Consider the following 15,803-nt stretch of genomic DNA (forward strand, 5'->3'; position numbering starts at 1 on the left):
ATAATTTCTCCTTAAAACAAAACTTATCTATTTGATTAAAAGAACACTACACGTATTTCTTGTTATCAACATAATGATAAGTGCTTTTCGAAAAAAAACTAATTGATTAAGAATAATAAGAAGACAGATATCAAATATACGTCTGTTTACGAATCATTAATCCTCTAACAATGTTTTTAATTCTACAATCTCAATTTTAGTATTGGAAGTTTCAATAATATTGATGATTACTGAGTCAATATTCACAATATCTCCTCGTTCTGGAATTTCTTCTGTATGATTAACTATCATTCCACCAAGTGTTTCGTAATACTCACTTTCTGGAAGGTTTAGCTTGTAGGTTTCATTGATATAATCTACTTCCATTCTAGCAGAAAAACGATAATGATTTTCATCTAGTTTCTCCTCTATAAGATCTACAGAATCATGCTCATCCTCTATCTCTCCAAAAAGTTCCTCTACAATATCTTCAACCGTAATAATACCACTTGTTCCACCATATTCGTCAATCACAACAGCAATACTTTTGTGTTTTTTAGTCAAAAGATTAAGCACATCTTTAACATACATGGTTTCTGGAACAAAAACTACTGGCAACAAAATAGATCTTATAGACTTCGGCTTTTTAAACAATTCAAAAGAATGTACATAACCAATAATATCATCAATAGTAGCATTAAACACCAAAACTTTTGATAAACCAGTGTCAATAAAAAGTTGACTAACCTCTTCCAAGGATTGAGATTTTTCTATAGCAATGATTTCTGTCCTCGGAATCATAACCTCTCTAGATTTTACGTCCGAAAAATCAAGTGCATTTTGAAAAATCTGAATTTCGCTATCAATTTCATCATGTGCTTCGACAGTTTCCATTTGTTCATTAATGTAATCTCCTAATTCAGTTTTTGTAAAAGCTAATTGCACCTCATCCCCATCTGTTTTAAGAAATTTCTTAAGGACAAAATCCGATATCCAAATAACAAAGGATGATATAAACCAAAATAATAGATAAAAAAAATAAGCTGGTAACGCAAATACTTTCAGCAACGTATTGGCATAAATCTGAAAAAAAACTTTGGGCAAAAACTCTGCAGTAAGCAAAATAACTAGTGTAGAAATTATAGTCTGTAGCAACAAATTAAAACTTGGTGCCATATCTGGATAATACCCTTGAATAAAACCCATGAGTAATTCTCCCATGTAAAACCCATATACCACTAAGGCTATATTATTACCTACTAACATTGTGGCAATAAACTTAGACGGCCTTTTGGTTAACCGGGATAAAATATTAGCAAGAAAACCATCTTGCTTTTTTTCTATTTCAATATGAATTTTATTGGATGAAACATAGGCGATCTCCATCCCAGAAAAAAAAGCGGAGAGAATAACAGAAAGTACAATTACTATAATTTGTAGCTCCATTAATTATTGTCCTTGTTATTGGCATCAAATCTTTTTCTGAAGTTTCTTTTGAAGAAAAACATAAAAACTGCCACCCCAGCAAAACATAGATACAAAATACTACGACTATCTTCTTTTCCCCATTCTTCATACGCTTGATACAGGAAAAAACACATAATAGCTAAATAAGCAATTTCAAAAAATCTAAAAATTTTCATCATTATAAGTTTATTCTTCGATGAACATTATTCCTTCATTGATGCGAGAATTCAAGATAGTAAAATCCTGATTAGCATCAAAACCATCTGCTTCGTTAACAGTACCATCCGGAAGAATGCTTTTATAAGGTTGATCAGTAAACACCCAGTTAATACTTTGATCCCAATATAACTGACGTGCCATAAGATGAGTACTATCTGCAGTCTTAATATCTACATTTCCTCTCATATCAATAAGCCCTGTTTCTTTATAGAATATTGCATAATCTGATTTTACAACACTTACTTTCCCATCTTGATCAATCATATCCAAAACAATACCTTCTGGAAACTCTTGAAACCCAAAATTTCTATTGGTATAGTCCTTTATTTTAGGTGTTCTAAGAATTGCGGTAAGTCTACCTGAATCCGTATACTTTAAATTCACCTCAAAACCTTCTGAAATAGGAGCATCCTCAGTAATACGATAGGTGTTAGTACTGGACGTGTTTGATTGACACGAAAAAAACAATGTCACAGCAAATGCTGTGACAAAGTTTAATAATATATATGAATTCTTTTTTTGCATTATAGCTTCGGCACTTTAACCGTTTCACCAATCCAACATCCTATTTTCACTGATTTAATTTCAGGATTATTAAAAATATCCGTTTTAGAAGGTGCTTTTGCTTTATAGTTTGCTGCTGTTCCTGCTGCCGTTTTCTTTAAACTAGGATCTACCTTACCAGCTTTTCTAGCATATCTTTCAGCTAACCAATACACTGCTCTTTTACTAAATACATCATCACCACAATTATTAGCACTTTTAGCAACCATTGCTGCAATTTTAAGGTATGCTTGACCAAAAGAAGGCTTATTTGCTAATACTTTTTTATAGTTCGATCTTGCTTTAGCATAACTTCCTCTTTTTCTATATACCTCTGCAATTCGATAGTACACATTTGCTTTATCACTAGCTTTAGTCTCTAATTGTGCGGACTGATTAAAATATTCTAGTGCTTTAGATGTTTTCTTATCCTTAAGCGCTAATATACCTAAATACTTCGCTGACTTCGCTGATGGATCTGCTTTATGAAGGGCTTCTACCATTTTGAAAAATAATGGATCATCGGTACATTCTTTTGCAGACATTCTACCAGCAGCTCCCTTTAACCAATTAACATCAGTCTTTTTACTTTCGAATTGACCAGAGTAAAGAGGTATCAAGTTTTCACAATCTGCTCTTGCTCCAATTTTTTGATTAATCCCAGCTTTTACTTTACTGTAGGCTCTTAGGTTAATTCCAGCATTTTTTAGACTTCTCTTCTCTTTAGAACTCAATGTTGCTCCAGACTCTTCTTTTTCTGTAAGCGTACTGATTGTTTTTGCTTTTTTACTTTCTTCTTCTTCAATCTTCTCCGTAATATCATCATACAAATCAAATACATCTTGAAGATCCTTCTTACCCGCATCTTGTAACTCTACTAGTAGGTAAAAATAAGTATATAACTTTTTCGCTCCTTTAAAATTAGCTTTATCCTCAGTATATGCTTTATGGAACTCTGCAAATTGAGAATCTGTTGTCCCTATTTTGTTAGCATACATAAGCTGACCTATATCAGAATGCATGTCACCTATTTGAGTTTTAGCAGGGAAATACTGATATCTTTCTTTTAACAAGGCAATAAGTTCGTTCGCATATTGAGTTTTTTCTCCATCAGTAGCTGCCTTTTTTAATTTAGACTCTATTAATTTCTGACCAAACTGGTATGTCGCAACACTATATGAAGGGCATTCTTTTCTTACTTTCCACAAAGGCGCTTCTGCGGCCTCATAATTTTTTACTTTAGCGTGCTCATAGGCAATAGAAGCCGTAGTCGCACAGTCAGTAGCTTGAGCACTAACTCCTGTAGCGCTTAAAACTAATCCTGCTGCTATCGTATATAACACTTTAGTATTCATAGCTGTATAATTGTAGTTAATTAAATTTCACTTTTCTAAACCATCTATCATTTAGGGATAAACTCAATGATAAATTAAAAAATTCTTCTTTCACTAATCCTGCGTTGGTAGTTCCTCTTGTTCCGAACTCAAAACCTACATTAGCATTAGAGAATAAGTTGCCAACTGGTAACCCTACTCCAAAAGATATGCCAAACTCATTAATAGCTTGTCCATTAATATTTAAACCAGTTTCCTCATATCTCAATCCTGCTCTATAAACAATTCTATTAAGGTAACTTGTTAGCGAATTATATTTAGGGATATAATACCCTCCTAATTTCACCTTTGAAGCATTCTCGTAAACAACATTATCTGATGTAAACGATCTATTATCGAATTTACTCGCATCAAAATATGTATACTCAGCCCCCACGAACCATTTTTTAGATTCTCCTATTCCTGCACCGACTTTTACCTCTGCCGGAAGATCCAAATCTCTATCCTCTACTGCAATATCTTGTCGCTCTACAACTAATTCTGCTCCATTAGTTAAAACCTGCACAGTTGCTAATTCTAGACTGTTCTCTGATTTCAATTTAAATGAAGGAGTGGATACAAGTGATGTAGTTAACTCTAATTTCTCTGTTAGCATCTTTTTATAGGCAATTCCAAAAGATAAACTAACTCCCGACAAATCAGAACTATTGATTTCTCTTGTATCAAATTCTAACTCTGAACGCTTGAGAATTGCTTTATTCTCAATGTTCCCAAAGTTATAATTAATATCTAAACCAACGCTTAAATTCTCGTTAACTTTAAATCCAGCTGCAACAAACACCTTATTAAGACCACCTGTTCCAAGGAACTGATTTTCAGAACCATCATCATTAAATGAGTTTGTTTGATACCCCACAGAACTAACAGGAAGTACACCAAAACCAAAACCAAATTTGCCGGCAGGAATACCTATAGCGAGGTAATCCAAAGATGCATTATCTTTATATGAATCTTCACCTGCAGCATTATCTAGATTTAAACCATTATAATTGGCACCTAATGTATATGTTGTTAATTTCAATTCTCCATACGATGCAGGATTCTGAAGATTCAAGTGAATACTGTCTGTTAGTATACCCAATCCCCCCATCGATCTATTTTCTACTGTTCCCTTAAACTTCTGTAACCCTATTCCATAAAAAGAATAAGGAGAAGAAGTTCCTTCTTGAGCATAAGATACGCTGGTAACTATTACCAGAATGACTACTAAAATCTTCTTTATCATTGACTGTTATTAAAAGCTAAAATGTGATTTAGTCCCTCCAATAAAAAATTAGAGGTGGCAAATATGCTATTTTTTAATCTTTTAGACAAAAAATGTGCATCTCCTCCGGTTAAAATAACTGTTAAATCGGGGTAAGTGTTGCAATATTCTGCAATTGCGCCCTCAATTTCATACAAAACACCATTCACAATTCCAGAATGTATAGCCTGATTTGTTGTATCACCAATATAATTTTTTGGTGACTCTAGCTCTAATAACGGTAATTTTGAAGTGTAATTATGCAAACTTGCATATCTTAAACTTAAACCTGGTGCAATTGCTCCTCCTAAATATTCTTCATCTTTATTTTTAAAATCATACGTAATACATGTTCCCGCATCAATAACAAGTACATTTTTTTTTGGAAACTGACCTACTGCGCCTGCAACTAAACCTAATCGATCAACACCTAAGGTAGTAGGTGTGGCATACAGGTTTTTAAATGGCATTCTTACTGTATGATCCAAAATAATAGTATTAAACAAATTTTTAATTATCACTACATCTTGTTTCTTAATGGTAGCTACAGAAGAAATTATTGCATTATTGATTAAGGGATAGTCTTGGTAAACTTTTCGTATCACCTTAGAGAAGTTCTCTGACTTCAATGTTTCTTTGTAAATAATTGAATCTTTCTCGAAAACCCCTATTTTTATAGAAGTGTTACCAACATCAATAATGAGATTCATTTGTTTATTTTTATTTCCTGAGTAATCGATTCTACTTTTCTTTAAAAATTATAATCTTTTTTCCATTATCCACAACTTCTAGATTACAGGATATTACGTGCTTTTATTTAAAGTTTGTAAAAGTACAAAACGATTTTTTTAAATTTTTCTTTTGAGTATTAAAAAAAGCGTTCTATATTTGCATCCGCTTACAGCAAGGTGCCTTAGCTCAGTTGGTAGAGCAAAGGACTGAAAATCCTTGTGTCCCTGGTTCGATTCCTGGAGGCACCACCTTTAAAGCCCAAACTAATTGTTTGGGCTTTTTGCTTTTTACACCTAAAAGCTACAATACGATTCAATTTTTTGCATTTACCATTTGTTTACAAATAAGTTATTATTTTTGTTTACCAAATTATTCCTATGAAATATTTCCGCGTGTTACCTGCTTTCTTTTTACTTTTTCTTATTTTAGAAAACACCCATGCTCAAGAAAAATCCAATGAGAATCAGAAAGAACCGGTTCAAGAATCCATTGAAGAACCGCCTAAAGAGAATGCTGAAGATGAATCTAATGATTTACAAAGCAACATGACTCGCTGGCAAATGCTAAAATATGATGGAGTTTCTGCATTTGGAGGTTTAAAACACGCATACACACAACCTTTTAGATGGAAAGGAAAGGATTGGGCCACATTTGGAGGAATTGTAGCAGGAACTACCCTTCTTTACCTAATAGATGAACCTGCGAATGATTTTTTTACAGATCAAAGAGATGATGTTCCTGATTTTATAAGAGAAACGGGATTTCGTTTTGGAAAACCTCTTGTAAACTATGGGTTAACTACAGGAATATATGCTTTTGGGTTAATTACAAAAAATGAAAAAGTTCGTAAAACCGGAGTATTACTAATTGCTTCTGCAACTGCAGGTGGAATTATCCAAACTGTCAGTAAAACACTAGTTGGTCGTGCCAGACCTCATACAGGAAAAGGTAAAGATGCTTTTAAATTCTATAGTAGTGAAGCTGACTACCACTCTTTCCCTTCTGGTCATGCCATATTATCATTTACAACTGCATATGCAATTAGCAAACAATTCAAAAACCCTTATATAAAAGGAGGTATTTACGCTTTGGGTCTAATCTCACCAGTATCACGATTATGGGAAGGTGCCCATTGGTTAACTGATGTGACTCTTGGTATTGTTCTTAGCGTCGTTATTGTAGATGGAATTGATAACTATCTGAACAAAAAAGAAAGATATGTTTATGATAGTAAGAAATTTAAGATTAAATGGGATCTTAGACTTGGAGCAGGTCAGTTAGGAGTAATTGGCAGGTTCTAACAATCAATAAAACCATTAATTTTCACTGGAAATAGGTATGAAAATTTCAGCTTTCCATTGAGAAGCATTACCATCTTGCATTGGATTATTATAGAATATTTCTAGAGGTTTTTTTACAATCGAAATATTTCTTCTTTTAGCATAAGCCATCAGTGCAAACCAGGCTTGATCACTATTTCTATAATTACCGTAAAAAACAGCTTTTAAGGCTTTTTGCGGAGATGATCTATCAAATTTGATTAATGAATTCAATGGGAGAGAATCCGTGTACTTTATCGGAAAACCAAAATCAAACTTGATTTTATCATCTAAAACATCCCATTCTTTAATTCTTACAAATGGTGCTCCATCAACCTTTAGGTTATTTTCTAATATCTTTGGATAAAGATCAGAATTGGTCCTCATCATCATACCTGCCTTACCAAAACGACTAGAAGATGACGAGACAAATAAATACGCTAAACTAGGTATATCGGATTCTCCTTCTATTTCTATTTTAAAGGTATCTGCAAAATTATTAGCTAGCTTGCCAAAAACCTTTAGCTCTTTTTTTAACCCTCTAGTAAAGATTGTTTCACCCATAAGTATTCGTACTCTATTCTGTATAGAATACTCTTCAGAAATCGCGCCTACTCTAATTTTTGTTATAGAATCGTTTAAACTTTCTAAAGTCCAATCCAGATTAATAATAGTATCATTTACTATTACTGCTTGAGACACTTGCTTAAATAATGTAGTATCCAAAGTGGTAATATTTTTAGCCTTTGGATCTTTACCCCAAGACTCCCAACTAATTACCTGATGATAAACACTACCTGGAGAACCTTTGACGTTAAAAGAAACTTGATAATCATATTTTTTTATAAATAAATACCAAACAGAAACACTTATTAGTATTACCAAAGCTACAACTACAATCCTCTTCATACTAGTTAGAGCTTGCAACTTCAGAGTTCGAAATATTCATTTTTAACTTACGTACCACAAAACTTCCTAATGCACGTCCTTGATCTAAACCTAAATCAATAGCCGCTCTATAATGAATCCCACCATACAATCTACTTACAGCAGCTTCATCAGCAGCTTGATTAAAGGACACAAAAGAACGAACAGGCAATCCATATTGTAATTCGGTATCATCATCAAAAGAAAAATTATCTCCAAAAATATCCGTAAGAACAGTAGACGCTGCTCCGGAAACTACAGAATGCCCACTTGTATATTCGGGAAATGGTGGTGTCTGTAATACAGGTGTCCAATTTTCATCTATATGTTGATTAATCAAAGTCTCTGGGCGTATCAAATTACTTCTATATTTCTCATCCCAACAACTTATAAAAGCATCTGCAATTGTGATGGAAGTTTTTGTATAAGCAAACACAGTCTTTGCAAAATCAGCATTTGTTTTTTTACATGCTATTTTACAAATACCTATCCAATGAGCTCCTGGTGTAATTTTCTTCGTAGCAAACATTAGATGTCCCTTGTGTGTCGAAACATAAGGGTTGCAATCCCAGAATTGAGCTATTTCTAATTTTTCTGATTTTTCTCCTTCTTCTTTTATCGTATTCCCTACCTCATAAGTTTCCATCAATTCTTTATAAAATGGTGTATCTTTTTCTAACGAAAAATCTGGATATCTAGCTGGCTTAAACTGAGAAGAAGAATCAATAATAGAAGGTCTTATTTTTTTCCAATGAGGTTCTATACCATCCATATAATCTGGCGGAGTAGGTTGCCATCTAGAAGGATCTTCTGTATTAACCGAAAACTTAGGCATCGTCCTAGTTTGCGCATAATTATCGGAAGCGTACCAAATCTTAATATGCTCCGCAACCGCTAAACCATAGGTTTTAGAATCATTAAATATTTCTTCATTCTGTAATTCCCAAGAACCATATAAACTATCTCTGTAGGCTTCTACTCGATCTTCGGAAAAAAGCAATGATTTTCCCACTTCCATATACGCTACTAAAGCAGAAAGTTTATGATTTATATGTTTGGTCGTATCAGCAACAGGAATATTTTTTAGGTTATGTAATTGATTTGACAAGGTATTATAATCTTTTCCTTCTTGTCTTATCACTTCATAGGCAGCTATATTAGCATAGTTGTATATACGACTTGCCACAGGAGGAGAAAAAATATCATGTACCATTACCTCTGTGATTTTATCTACTGCATTATGGTAGTCTTCAGCTGTAATTACAATCTGCTTTTCTTCTTTTTGACAAGCGTTTAAAAAAAGCAAGGAAGAAGTAATTAAAAATAAACTCTTACCCTTAGTTATTACGTTAATTTTGCTCCATTTATTGAAACATTTCATAAATCTCTGCTTTTCCATTGTTTAGTGTGATAAGTAAATAATCCTTATTTACAAAATTAATAATATTTAATCCTCTAACTGATTTTTGACTTAAGTTAATCCCCAATTCTTGTGCTTTAATTAGTAAAGCATCCTTTCCTATTATAGCACCTGCAAATCCATCGTACCTTCCGTGATATGGAATTACTCCGAAATAATTACCAGCTAATAGGACTTCTTCTATTCCATCGTTATTAAAATCATATTTTAACATCGATAATATAGGAGCTAATTGGAGTGAATTATCGAAAGGAACAAATGAAAATGTTCCTTGATCATTTTTTAAGTAGCCAGAAGCTAGTTCGTGTACTTCAAACAACTTTGCATTTTCTAATGCATCTTCATCAAAAATTTGATCTACAGTTTTACCTGCAAAACTGGTATAGGTAGTAAATTTTTTCTTGAGATAATTAAGCTGACTTGATAACTCATCTAATGCTAAAGCCGTATAATATTTACCATTCTTGGGTATTGCAACAATAGTTTCTGTTGTTTTGTTTTTATCAAAATCAGAATAATACATTTTTAGTGGTAAGTCTGAAGAAGCGGTAAACTTAGAATTTAGTCCAAAATTACCGAGCAAATAATCATTATCACCATCATTATCTATATCGAATTCGATAATAGATTGCCAAAGACCGTTTAAATTTCTTGGCAAAAATTTAGCAGTAACATCTATTAATTTTCCATTTTCATTTTTAAAAAAGTGTGGAGACATCCATTCTCCAATGACGATCAAATCTTTTATTCCATCACTATCAAAATCATCCCAAACAGCATCTGTTACCATACCTACTTGCTTTAAATCAGGATTTTCTTTGATCGTAAAATCTCCTTTATCATTAATCAGAAGGTATGAATTTGGCATCTTACCAAAATCATTAGAAACCACATACCCTCCAACGAAAATATCTAAATCACCATCGTTATCTACGTCATGAGTTTTTATTACCGATTCGTGTTCATATAATTCTGGAAAACTACCTTTTATTAATCCTTTATCTGAATTTAAATACAATCTATCTATTAGCTCCTTAGAGTTGCCATAAAACTCGCCGCCAGAAGAACAGACCAATAAATCTTTTATCGTATCATTATTAAAATCTGTAATAATCGCAGCTACATCTTCTTTCTTTTTATCACCGATGAGAATTTCGGAGGATTGTTCTTCAAAACCTGTAGTGGTTTGGATATATATTTTAGATGCTTCAAGTTTAGAACTTCCGAAGAAAATATCATCTTTCCCATCACCATTTAGGTCTCCTATTGCAGTAGCTGGTCCTCGATCAGAAATTTTATATGGAATTAATTTTTGGCGATTAAAATCTGTATAATTATTCTCTTTATGTACATATTGTAATCCAGGGATAGAATCTATTTTCTTAAACCAACCTTTATTTTTAGGAAACAATTCTTCATAATTCACAATATTTCTTTTGTGTAACAATTTAATTGTTAATGTTTGATTTGTAGTTATATTTTCTGCTACTTGAATCGTATTATCCGGCCATATAATTTTCAGAGAATCTATAGCTGCAATCGTATCGTACCCAAAATGAATCATAGGCTCTGAAGAAGATTGAAAACCTTTTGAAGTAAATAATTGTTTGTACTGTGCAATTCCCCTATGATAGGATATTACTTTGGCCCCTATCCCTAGTTTGTTTTTGTCTTTAAAAACAAATTTCAATTTTAAAAACTTCTTTTTTTCATTCGTTTTATTTTGATAAAAAGAAGCTGGAGCATTTATATTATTAGTTACTATATCCAGATCTCCATCGTTGTCAAAATCGGCATAAGCACTTCCAGTAGAAGCTGTATTTTCTAATGGAAGCCAGTTTGAAGATTTATTTATAAAATTAATCCCTTTATCTCCTTTAAAAATGCAATTCTGTACTTCTCCAGAAGGCATAATATTTAAAGCTTCATTATCCACTAACTTTGAACTATTTATTTTTTCTTGGATTTTTTCGTTAGAGATGTATTTAATATAATCAAGATCATTGGGACGTTTTGGGATTCCGTTAGATATAAATACGTCTTGTTCTCCATCTTGATTATAATCTGCAAACAATGCTGACCAACTCCAATCTGTGGCAGCTATACCACTTAACAAAGCGGTTTCAGTAAAATGATCCCCATTATTAACCTGAAGCATATTACGTGCATACTGATAATGATATCCTAATCGATTGATACGCATTTGTAACATATCCACGGTCTCATCTCCTGCAGAAGCTTTGAGAACTGTTTCATCCTCTGGAGTCATATCTAAAGTAAGAATATCAGCATAGCCATCATGGTTAATGTCGGTTACATCGCTACCCATAGAGAAACGGCTGGTATGACCAAAATTTTGTTTTAATGACTCACTAAAGGTTCCATCTCCTTTGTTGATATAATAATAATCATCTTCATGAAAATCATTGCTTACATAAATATCAGTATATCCATCATTGTTAAAATCTGCTGTTGCTATTCCTAAACCATATCCATTTCCTCCGCCAAAAACTCCTGCAGCCGCACTCACATCCGTAAACACTTCTCCATCATTACGAAGTAATTTATCACCGCTTTCTGGGCTTCTTTTATTTCTTAATGAAGCGCTACCAAAAGAATTCTGAGTATGGATGGCATGATTCAACAAATACATATCCAAATCTCCATCATTATCGTAATCGAAAAAAGCCGCTGATGTAGTATAATTTTCAAAATCTAATTTATACTGAGAAGCCTTTTCAGTAAATGTATTATCCCCATTATTTATGAACAACTCGTTTTTTCCCTTTAACCCCTGAAGACCAACTACGGCACAGACGTAGATATCCAAATATCCATCTCCATTAACATCCGCCATTACCGTTCCTGTATTCCAATCGGAATTTCCTTTTACTCCCGCTTTATCTGTTATATCTTCGAATTGAAAATTCCCTTTATTGAGATAGAGTTTATTTTCTCCTTGATTAGAAGTAAAGAACACATCAACTAGATCATCTTTATTGATATCTCCAACTGCTACACCAGCACCATTATAGTAATATAGATAATCCAGAATATTCAATTCTTCGGTAGGAACTAGTGTATTTTGAAAGGTAACATTTGTAACCTGGGAAGTAATCTTATCAAATAATTCACCTTGGTGTGTGTTTTGTTTTTTACACCCAAATAAAAATAACAGCCCAAAAATTACTATGATTATATTTTTGATCATTTGTATAAAATCTACCCTTTGACTATTTATTATCTACTTTAAAAATTTTAGGCTTTTCATTGTTAATGGCCACCAACAAGTACTTTTGGCCCGATTTATTCTTCACCCAACGCATATTTCTCACTTCATCTTCTACTAAAAACCCTGAAGATCTTTGGTTTTTAAAATTTCCTTTCCCATCTCCTAACAAAACATTTCCTCGACTAGCATCTAATCTGGAGAATTGAGGTTTAAAACTATAATTATTACCTCCTACAATAAGGTCTAAGTGACCGTCCTTGTTCAAATCTTCTGTTTCTATATCACATATACAAGATAATTGTGTTTCTTTAGGAAGTTCTTTTATTTCAAAAGTAGCATCACCATTGTTATAAGCTACTAAATTGGCAAAGTTGTTTACGGTTTTAATAGTTGTATTATCTAAAACCTCTTTAGAAAACAGTTCATCAATAGACTTGGTTGCATATTCAGAAAATTTGAGGTTTTGCTTCTTCAAAACATTGATTTGTGCAGTAATCTCTTTCTTCAGATGTATTGGAATATCCTTACCATTGATCGTTTGCGTAATAATTTGTTCTATGGTTCCGTTATTATCAAAATCATTGATATACATCTTGGATGGAGTTTCTTTACCACATTCATAAATAGAATTTAACCCTCTATTACCTAAAACCAAATCTACATCTCCGTCATTATCTAAATCATTAGCTTCTAAGGTATTAAACCAGCCGGAAACTTCATCTAAATTTGTTTTGATTAGATTCAGCCTATTACCATCGTTTAGGAACACCTTAGGAGACATCCATTCGCCCACAATAATTAAATCTCTTTTACCATCTCCATCTATATCTTCCCAAGTGGCATCAGTTATCATTCCGATAGTTTGAGCTTCTTTAGCTTTATTTGCTATTACATCTTTAAAGTTCCCTTTACCATCATTCTCTAGAAAATAACTCTGTGGAGAAATTCCATATGTTCCTACAACACTATGACTTCCTACAAATAAATCAATATCTCCATCCTGATCGTAATCATATGGAGCTAATGTAGAGATATTAGTAAGGCTGGGTAGTATAATTTGTCCTCGAGAAAGATATCCTCTTCCATCATTAATATAACTTCTAACACCAGTTCTGGCTCCTCTAAAGTTCCCTCCAGAACCTATTACCAAATCTAAATCCTTATCTCCATCAATATCCTCAAAAACAGCAACGGTATCTTCAAAAAATGTTTCGGTTTCGAATTTTGATAATGTAAATCGACCCTTTCCATTCTGAAAATATAACTTGCCAGGTTGGTTATATGCACCCCCAATAAAAACATCATCATTACCATCTCCATTAATATCTGCAATTGCTATAGCTGGGCCTTCTCTAGATTGCATTTTATAAATCAATCCTTCGTAATCAAAGTCAACATAAGGATCTTCTTTATGCATTCCTAAAGTGTTACTTATTTCTTCAAAAAAAGTATCTTGTTTGTTTTCTGGCGCTACGTATTTTTCTTTTGCGTTTTCCTGAGATAGTTGAACTACCGCATTAAGAGTAATATCCTTAATAACTTCCGCATTTCCATTAGGATAAATTACCTGTAACGAATCTACTTTCTTTGTTTTACCCAATCCAATAGTCATCATATACTCTATAGAAGACTGGAAACCTCTTGTAGGTATTAGTTCTTGCCTTATAACTTCATTCTTGGTATATAGTTCAACTACGCTACCAATTCCAAAGGTGTTTTTATCAGCTCCTTCTATTTTGATTTTTAAATAATTATTTCCTTTTTCTTCGCTATTATTCTGATAAATAGATACTGGCATATTAAAATTATTAACCACCAAATCCAAATCTCCATCATTATCCAAATCTCCATAAGCAGATCCATTAGAAAAAGTTGGCTCATCAAATCCCCAATTATCTGTTAGGTCAGAAAAAGTAAGGTCTCCATTATTTTTAAAAGCATAATTAGGGATGGGCCTAGATGGCATTTTATTAATAATCGAATCTACTTCTTCTTTTTTACCGGTTAACGTCATCTTCTGTATGATATCATTGGCAAAAAAGTTCATGAAATCTTGATCTGTAAGATCGTGATAGATTCCGTTACTAACATAAATATCGCGATACCCATCATTATCCATATCAAACAACAACGCTCCCCAACTCCAATCTGTTTTAGCTACTCCACTGTAAAAAGCAATTTCAGAAAATGTATTATCGCCATTATTAAGTTGAAGCGAATTTTGCATATATTGATTGTAGAAATCTCTACTCTTCTTCAATTTATATACATCATAACTTTCGAAAGAGCTAGTCTCTTTTAATCGTTGATCGTCTTCTGGAAGCATATCTGTTACAAAAATTTCTGGATATCCATCATTATTAATATCCGCCATATCTGCTCCCATCGAAGAAATACTAAGGTGTTTTACCCAATCCTTAATTTCCTCATTAAATATCCCATTACCCTTATTTATATATAGGTAATCTCTCTCATAAAAATCATTGGACACATAAATATCTGGAAGTAAATCTTTATTAACATCCCCTATAGTTACTCCCAATCCAAAACCTATTAAACTTCCAAATATTCCAGCGGGCTCGCTTACATCTGTAAACACACCATTATCATTTCTCATTAACTTATCTCCTCCACCTTTTAGAATATCAGGAATATCCCAATCCTTTGCACGAAGATTACGCTTGTTTACGTATCCCAAACTACTTACTGGTATAAAACTATTGTTTAGTATATACACATCAAGGTCGCCATCCATATCATAATCAAAAAAAGCTGCATGAGTAGTAAAGCCACTATCAGCTAAATTATATTCTTCAGCTTTTTCAGTAAATGTTATAATTCCTGTACTTACCGATGGACCATTGTTTATAAAAAGCTCATTCTTTTGGTCATCACCTTCTACATTTCCTGCATTACATACATAAATATCTAACAACCCATCTGCATTAATATCCACCATAACTACGCCGGTAGACCAAGAATTTTTTCCAGTTGTATTAGATGATTCAGAAATATCTTCAAATGTAAAATCTCCTTTATTCAGATATAATTTATTCTCTTTTCTATTAGCAGTTAGATATACATCTGGTAGACCATCATTATTTATATCGCCAATCGCTACTCCTCCTCCGTTATAAAAATTTCTATATGTAAAAATATTGAAGTCTTTTTCGTTATCGACTTGATTTACAAAATCAATTTTTGTCTCTTCGGGAGTAAGTTTAGTAAACAAAGTATCTTCTTGTTCTATCTCTAACTTCTCAATTTTTTCCTTCGCACAAGATGAAAGGATAAGAATTATAAAACTTCTATATAAAAATTTATTCAT

11 protein-coding genes and 1 tRNA gene are annotated in these 15,803 nt (G+C 32.8%); 2 read left to right on the forward strand and 10 right to left on the reverse strand.

The window, feature by feature from the left end; translation table 11 throughout:
- Window positions 1–156: 156 nt before the first annotated feature.
- The 6 genes from J8L88_RS08250 to J8L88_RS08275 are packed head-to-tail and all read right to left on the reverse strand — an operon-like array spanning window position 157 to window position 5,555.
- Complete coding sequence (locus J8L88_RS08250) at window positions 157–1,425, reverse strand: hemolysin family protein (RefSeq protein WP_211060485.1); 1,269 nt, start codon at window positions 1,423–1,425, stop codon at window positions 157–159.
- Window positions 1,425–1,622 (reverse strand): hypothetical protein, encoded by a 198-nt coding sequence (locus J8L88_RS08255; RefSeq protein ID WP_081415691.1) that lies wholly within the window; start codon window positions 1,620–1,622, stop codon window positions 1,425–1,427. Before J8L88_RS08255 ends, J8L88_RS08250 begins: the two co-directional genes overlap by 1 nt.
- A 10-nt stretch (window positions 1,623–1,632) precedes the next feature.
- Entirely contained in the window at window positions 1,633–2,190 is a 558-nt protein-coding gene (gene lptC / locus J8L88_RS08260; protein WP_211060486.1) for an LPS export ABC transporter periplasmic protein LptC, read from the reverse strand.
- On the reverse strand, window positions 2,190–3,563 hold the full coding sequence (locus tag J8L88_RS08265) for a lipopolysaccharide assembly protein LapB (protein WP_027394974.1): 1,374 nt from the start codon (window positions 3,561–3,563) through the stop codon (window positions 2,190–2,192). The genes lptC and J8L88_RS08265 overlap by 1 nt, the downstream gene beginning before the upstream one ends.
- Window positions 3,564–3,579: 16 nt before the next feature.
- Window positions 3,580–4,827, reverse strand: coding sequence for a hypothetical protein (locus tag J8L88_RS08270; protein WP_118387755.1), 1,248 nt, complete (start codon window positions 4,825–4,827; stop codon window positions 3,580–3,582).
- Window positions 4,824–5,555, reverse strand: coding sequence for a type III pantothenate kinase (locus J8L88_RS08275; protein ID WP_211060487.1), 732 nt, complete (start codon window positions 5,553–5,555; stop codon window positions 4,824–4,826). The genes J8L88_RS08270 and J8L88_RS08275 overlap by 4 nt, the downstream gene beginning before the upstream one ends.
- Window positions 5,556–5,752: 197 nt before the next feature.
- Here J8L88_RS08275 and J8L88_RS08280 point away from each other — a divergent pair.
- Both J8L88_RS08280 and J8L88_RS08285 read left to right on the forward strand, forming a co-directional pair.
- A tRNA-Phe gene (locus J8L88_RS08280) sits at window positions 5,753–5,825 on the forward strand.
- A gap of 129 nt (window positions 5,826–5,954) precedes the next feature.
- Window positions 5,955–6,878, forward strand: a complete 924-nt coding sequence (locus tag J8L88_RS08285) for a phosphatase PAP2 family protein (RefSeq protein ID WP_211060488.1) — start codon at window positions 5,955–5,957, stop codon at window positions 6,876–6,878.
- A 15-nt stretch (window positions 6,879–6,893) separates the two neighbouring features.
- Here J8L88_RS08285 and J8L88_RS08290 read toward each other — a convergent pair whose 3' ends face one another.
- From J8L88_RS08290 to J8L88_RS08305, 4 genes are read right to left on the reverse strand one after another with little or no spacing between them, the layout of a single operon-like run.
- Window positions 6,894–7,805, reverse strand: coding sequence for a hypothetical protein (locus J8L88_RS08290; protein ID WP_118387761.1), 912 nt, complete (start codon window positions 7,803–7,805; stop codon window positions 6,894–6,896).
- 1 nt (window position 7,806) lies between these two features.
- Entirely contained in the window at window positions 7,807–9,204 is a 1,398-nt protein-coding gene (locus J8L88_RS08295) for a vanadium-dependent haloperoxidase (protein WP_211060489.1), read from the reverse strand.
- Window positions 9,188–12,454, reverse strand: coding sequence for a VCBS repeat-containing protein (locus tag J8L88_RS08300; protein ID WP_211060490.1), 3,267 nt, complete (start codon window positions 12,452–12,454; stop codon window positions 9,188–9,190). The genes J8L88_RS08295 and J8L88_RS08300 overlap by 17 nt, the downstream gene beginning before the upstream one ends.
- Before the next feature lie 22 nt (window positions 12,455–12,476).
- Window positions 12,477–15,803, reverse strand: a complete 3,327-nt coding sequence (locus J8L88_RS08305; RefSeq protein WP_211060491.1) for a VCBS repeat-containing protein — start codon at window positions 15,801–15,803, stop codon at window positions 12,477–12,479.

The sequence above is a fragment of the Aquimarina sp. MMG015 genome, assembly GCF_018100855.1.
GTDB lineage: Bacteria > Bacteroidota > Bacteroidia > Flavobacteriales > Flavobacteriaceae > Aquimarina > Aquimarina latercula.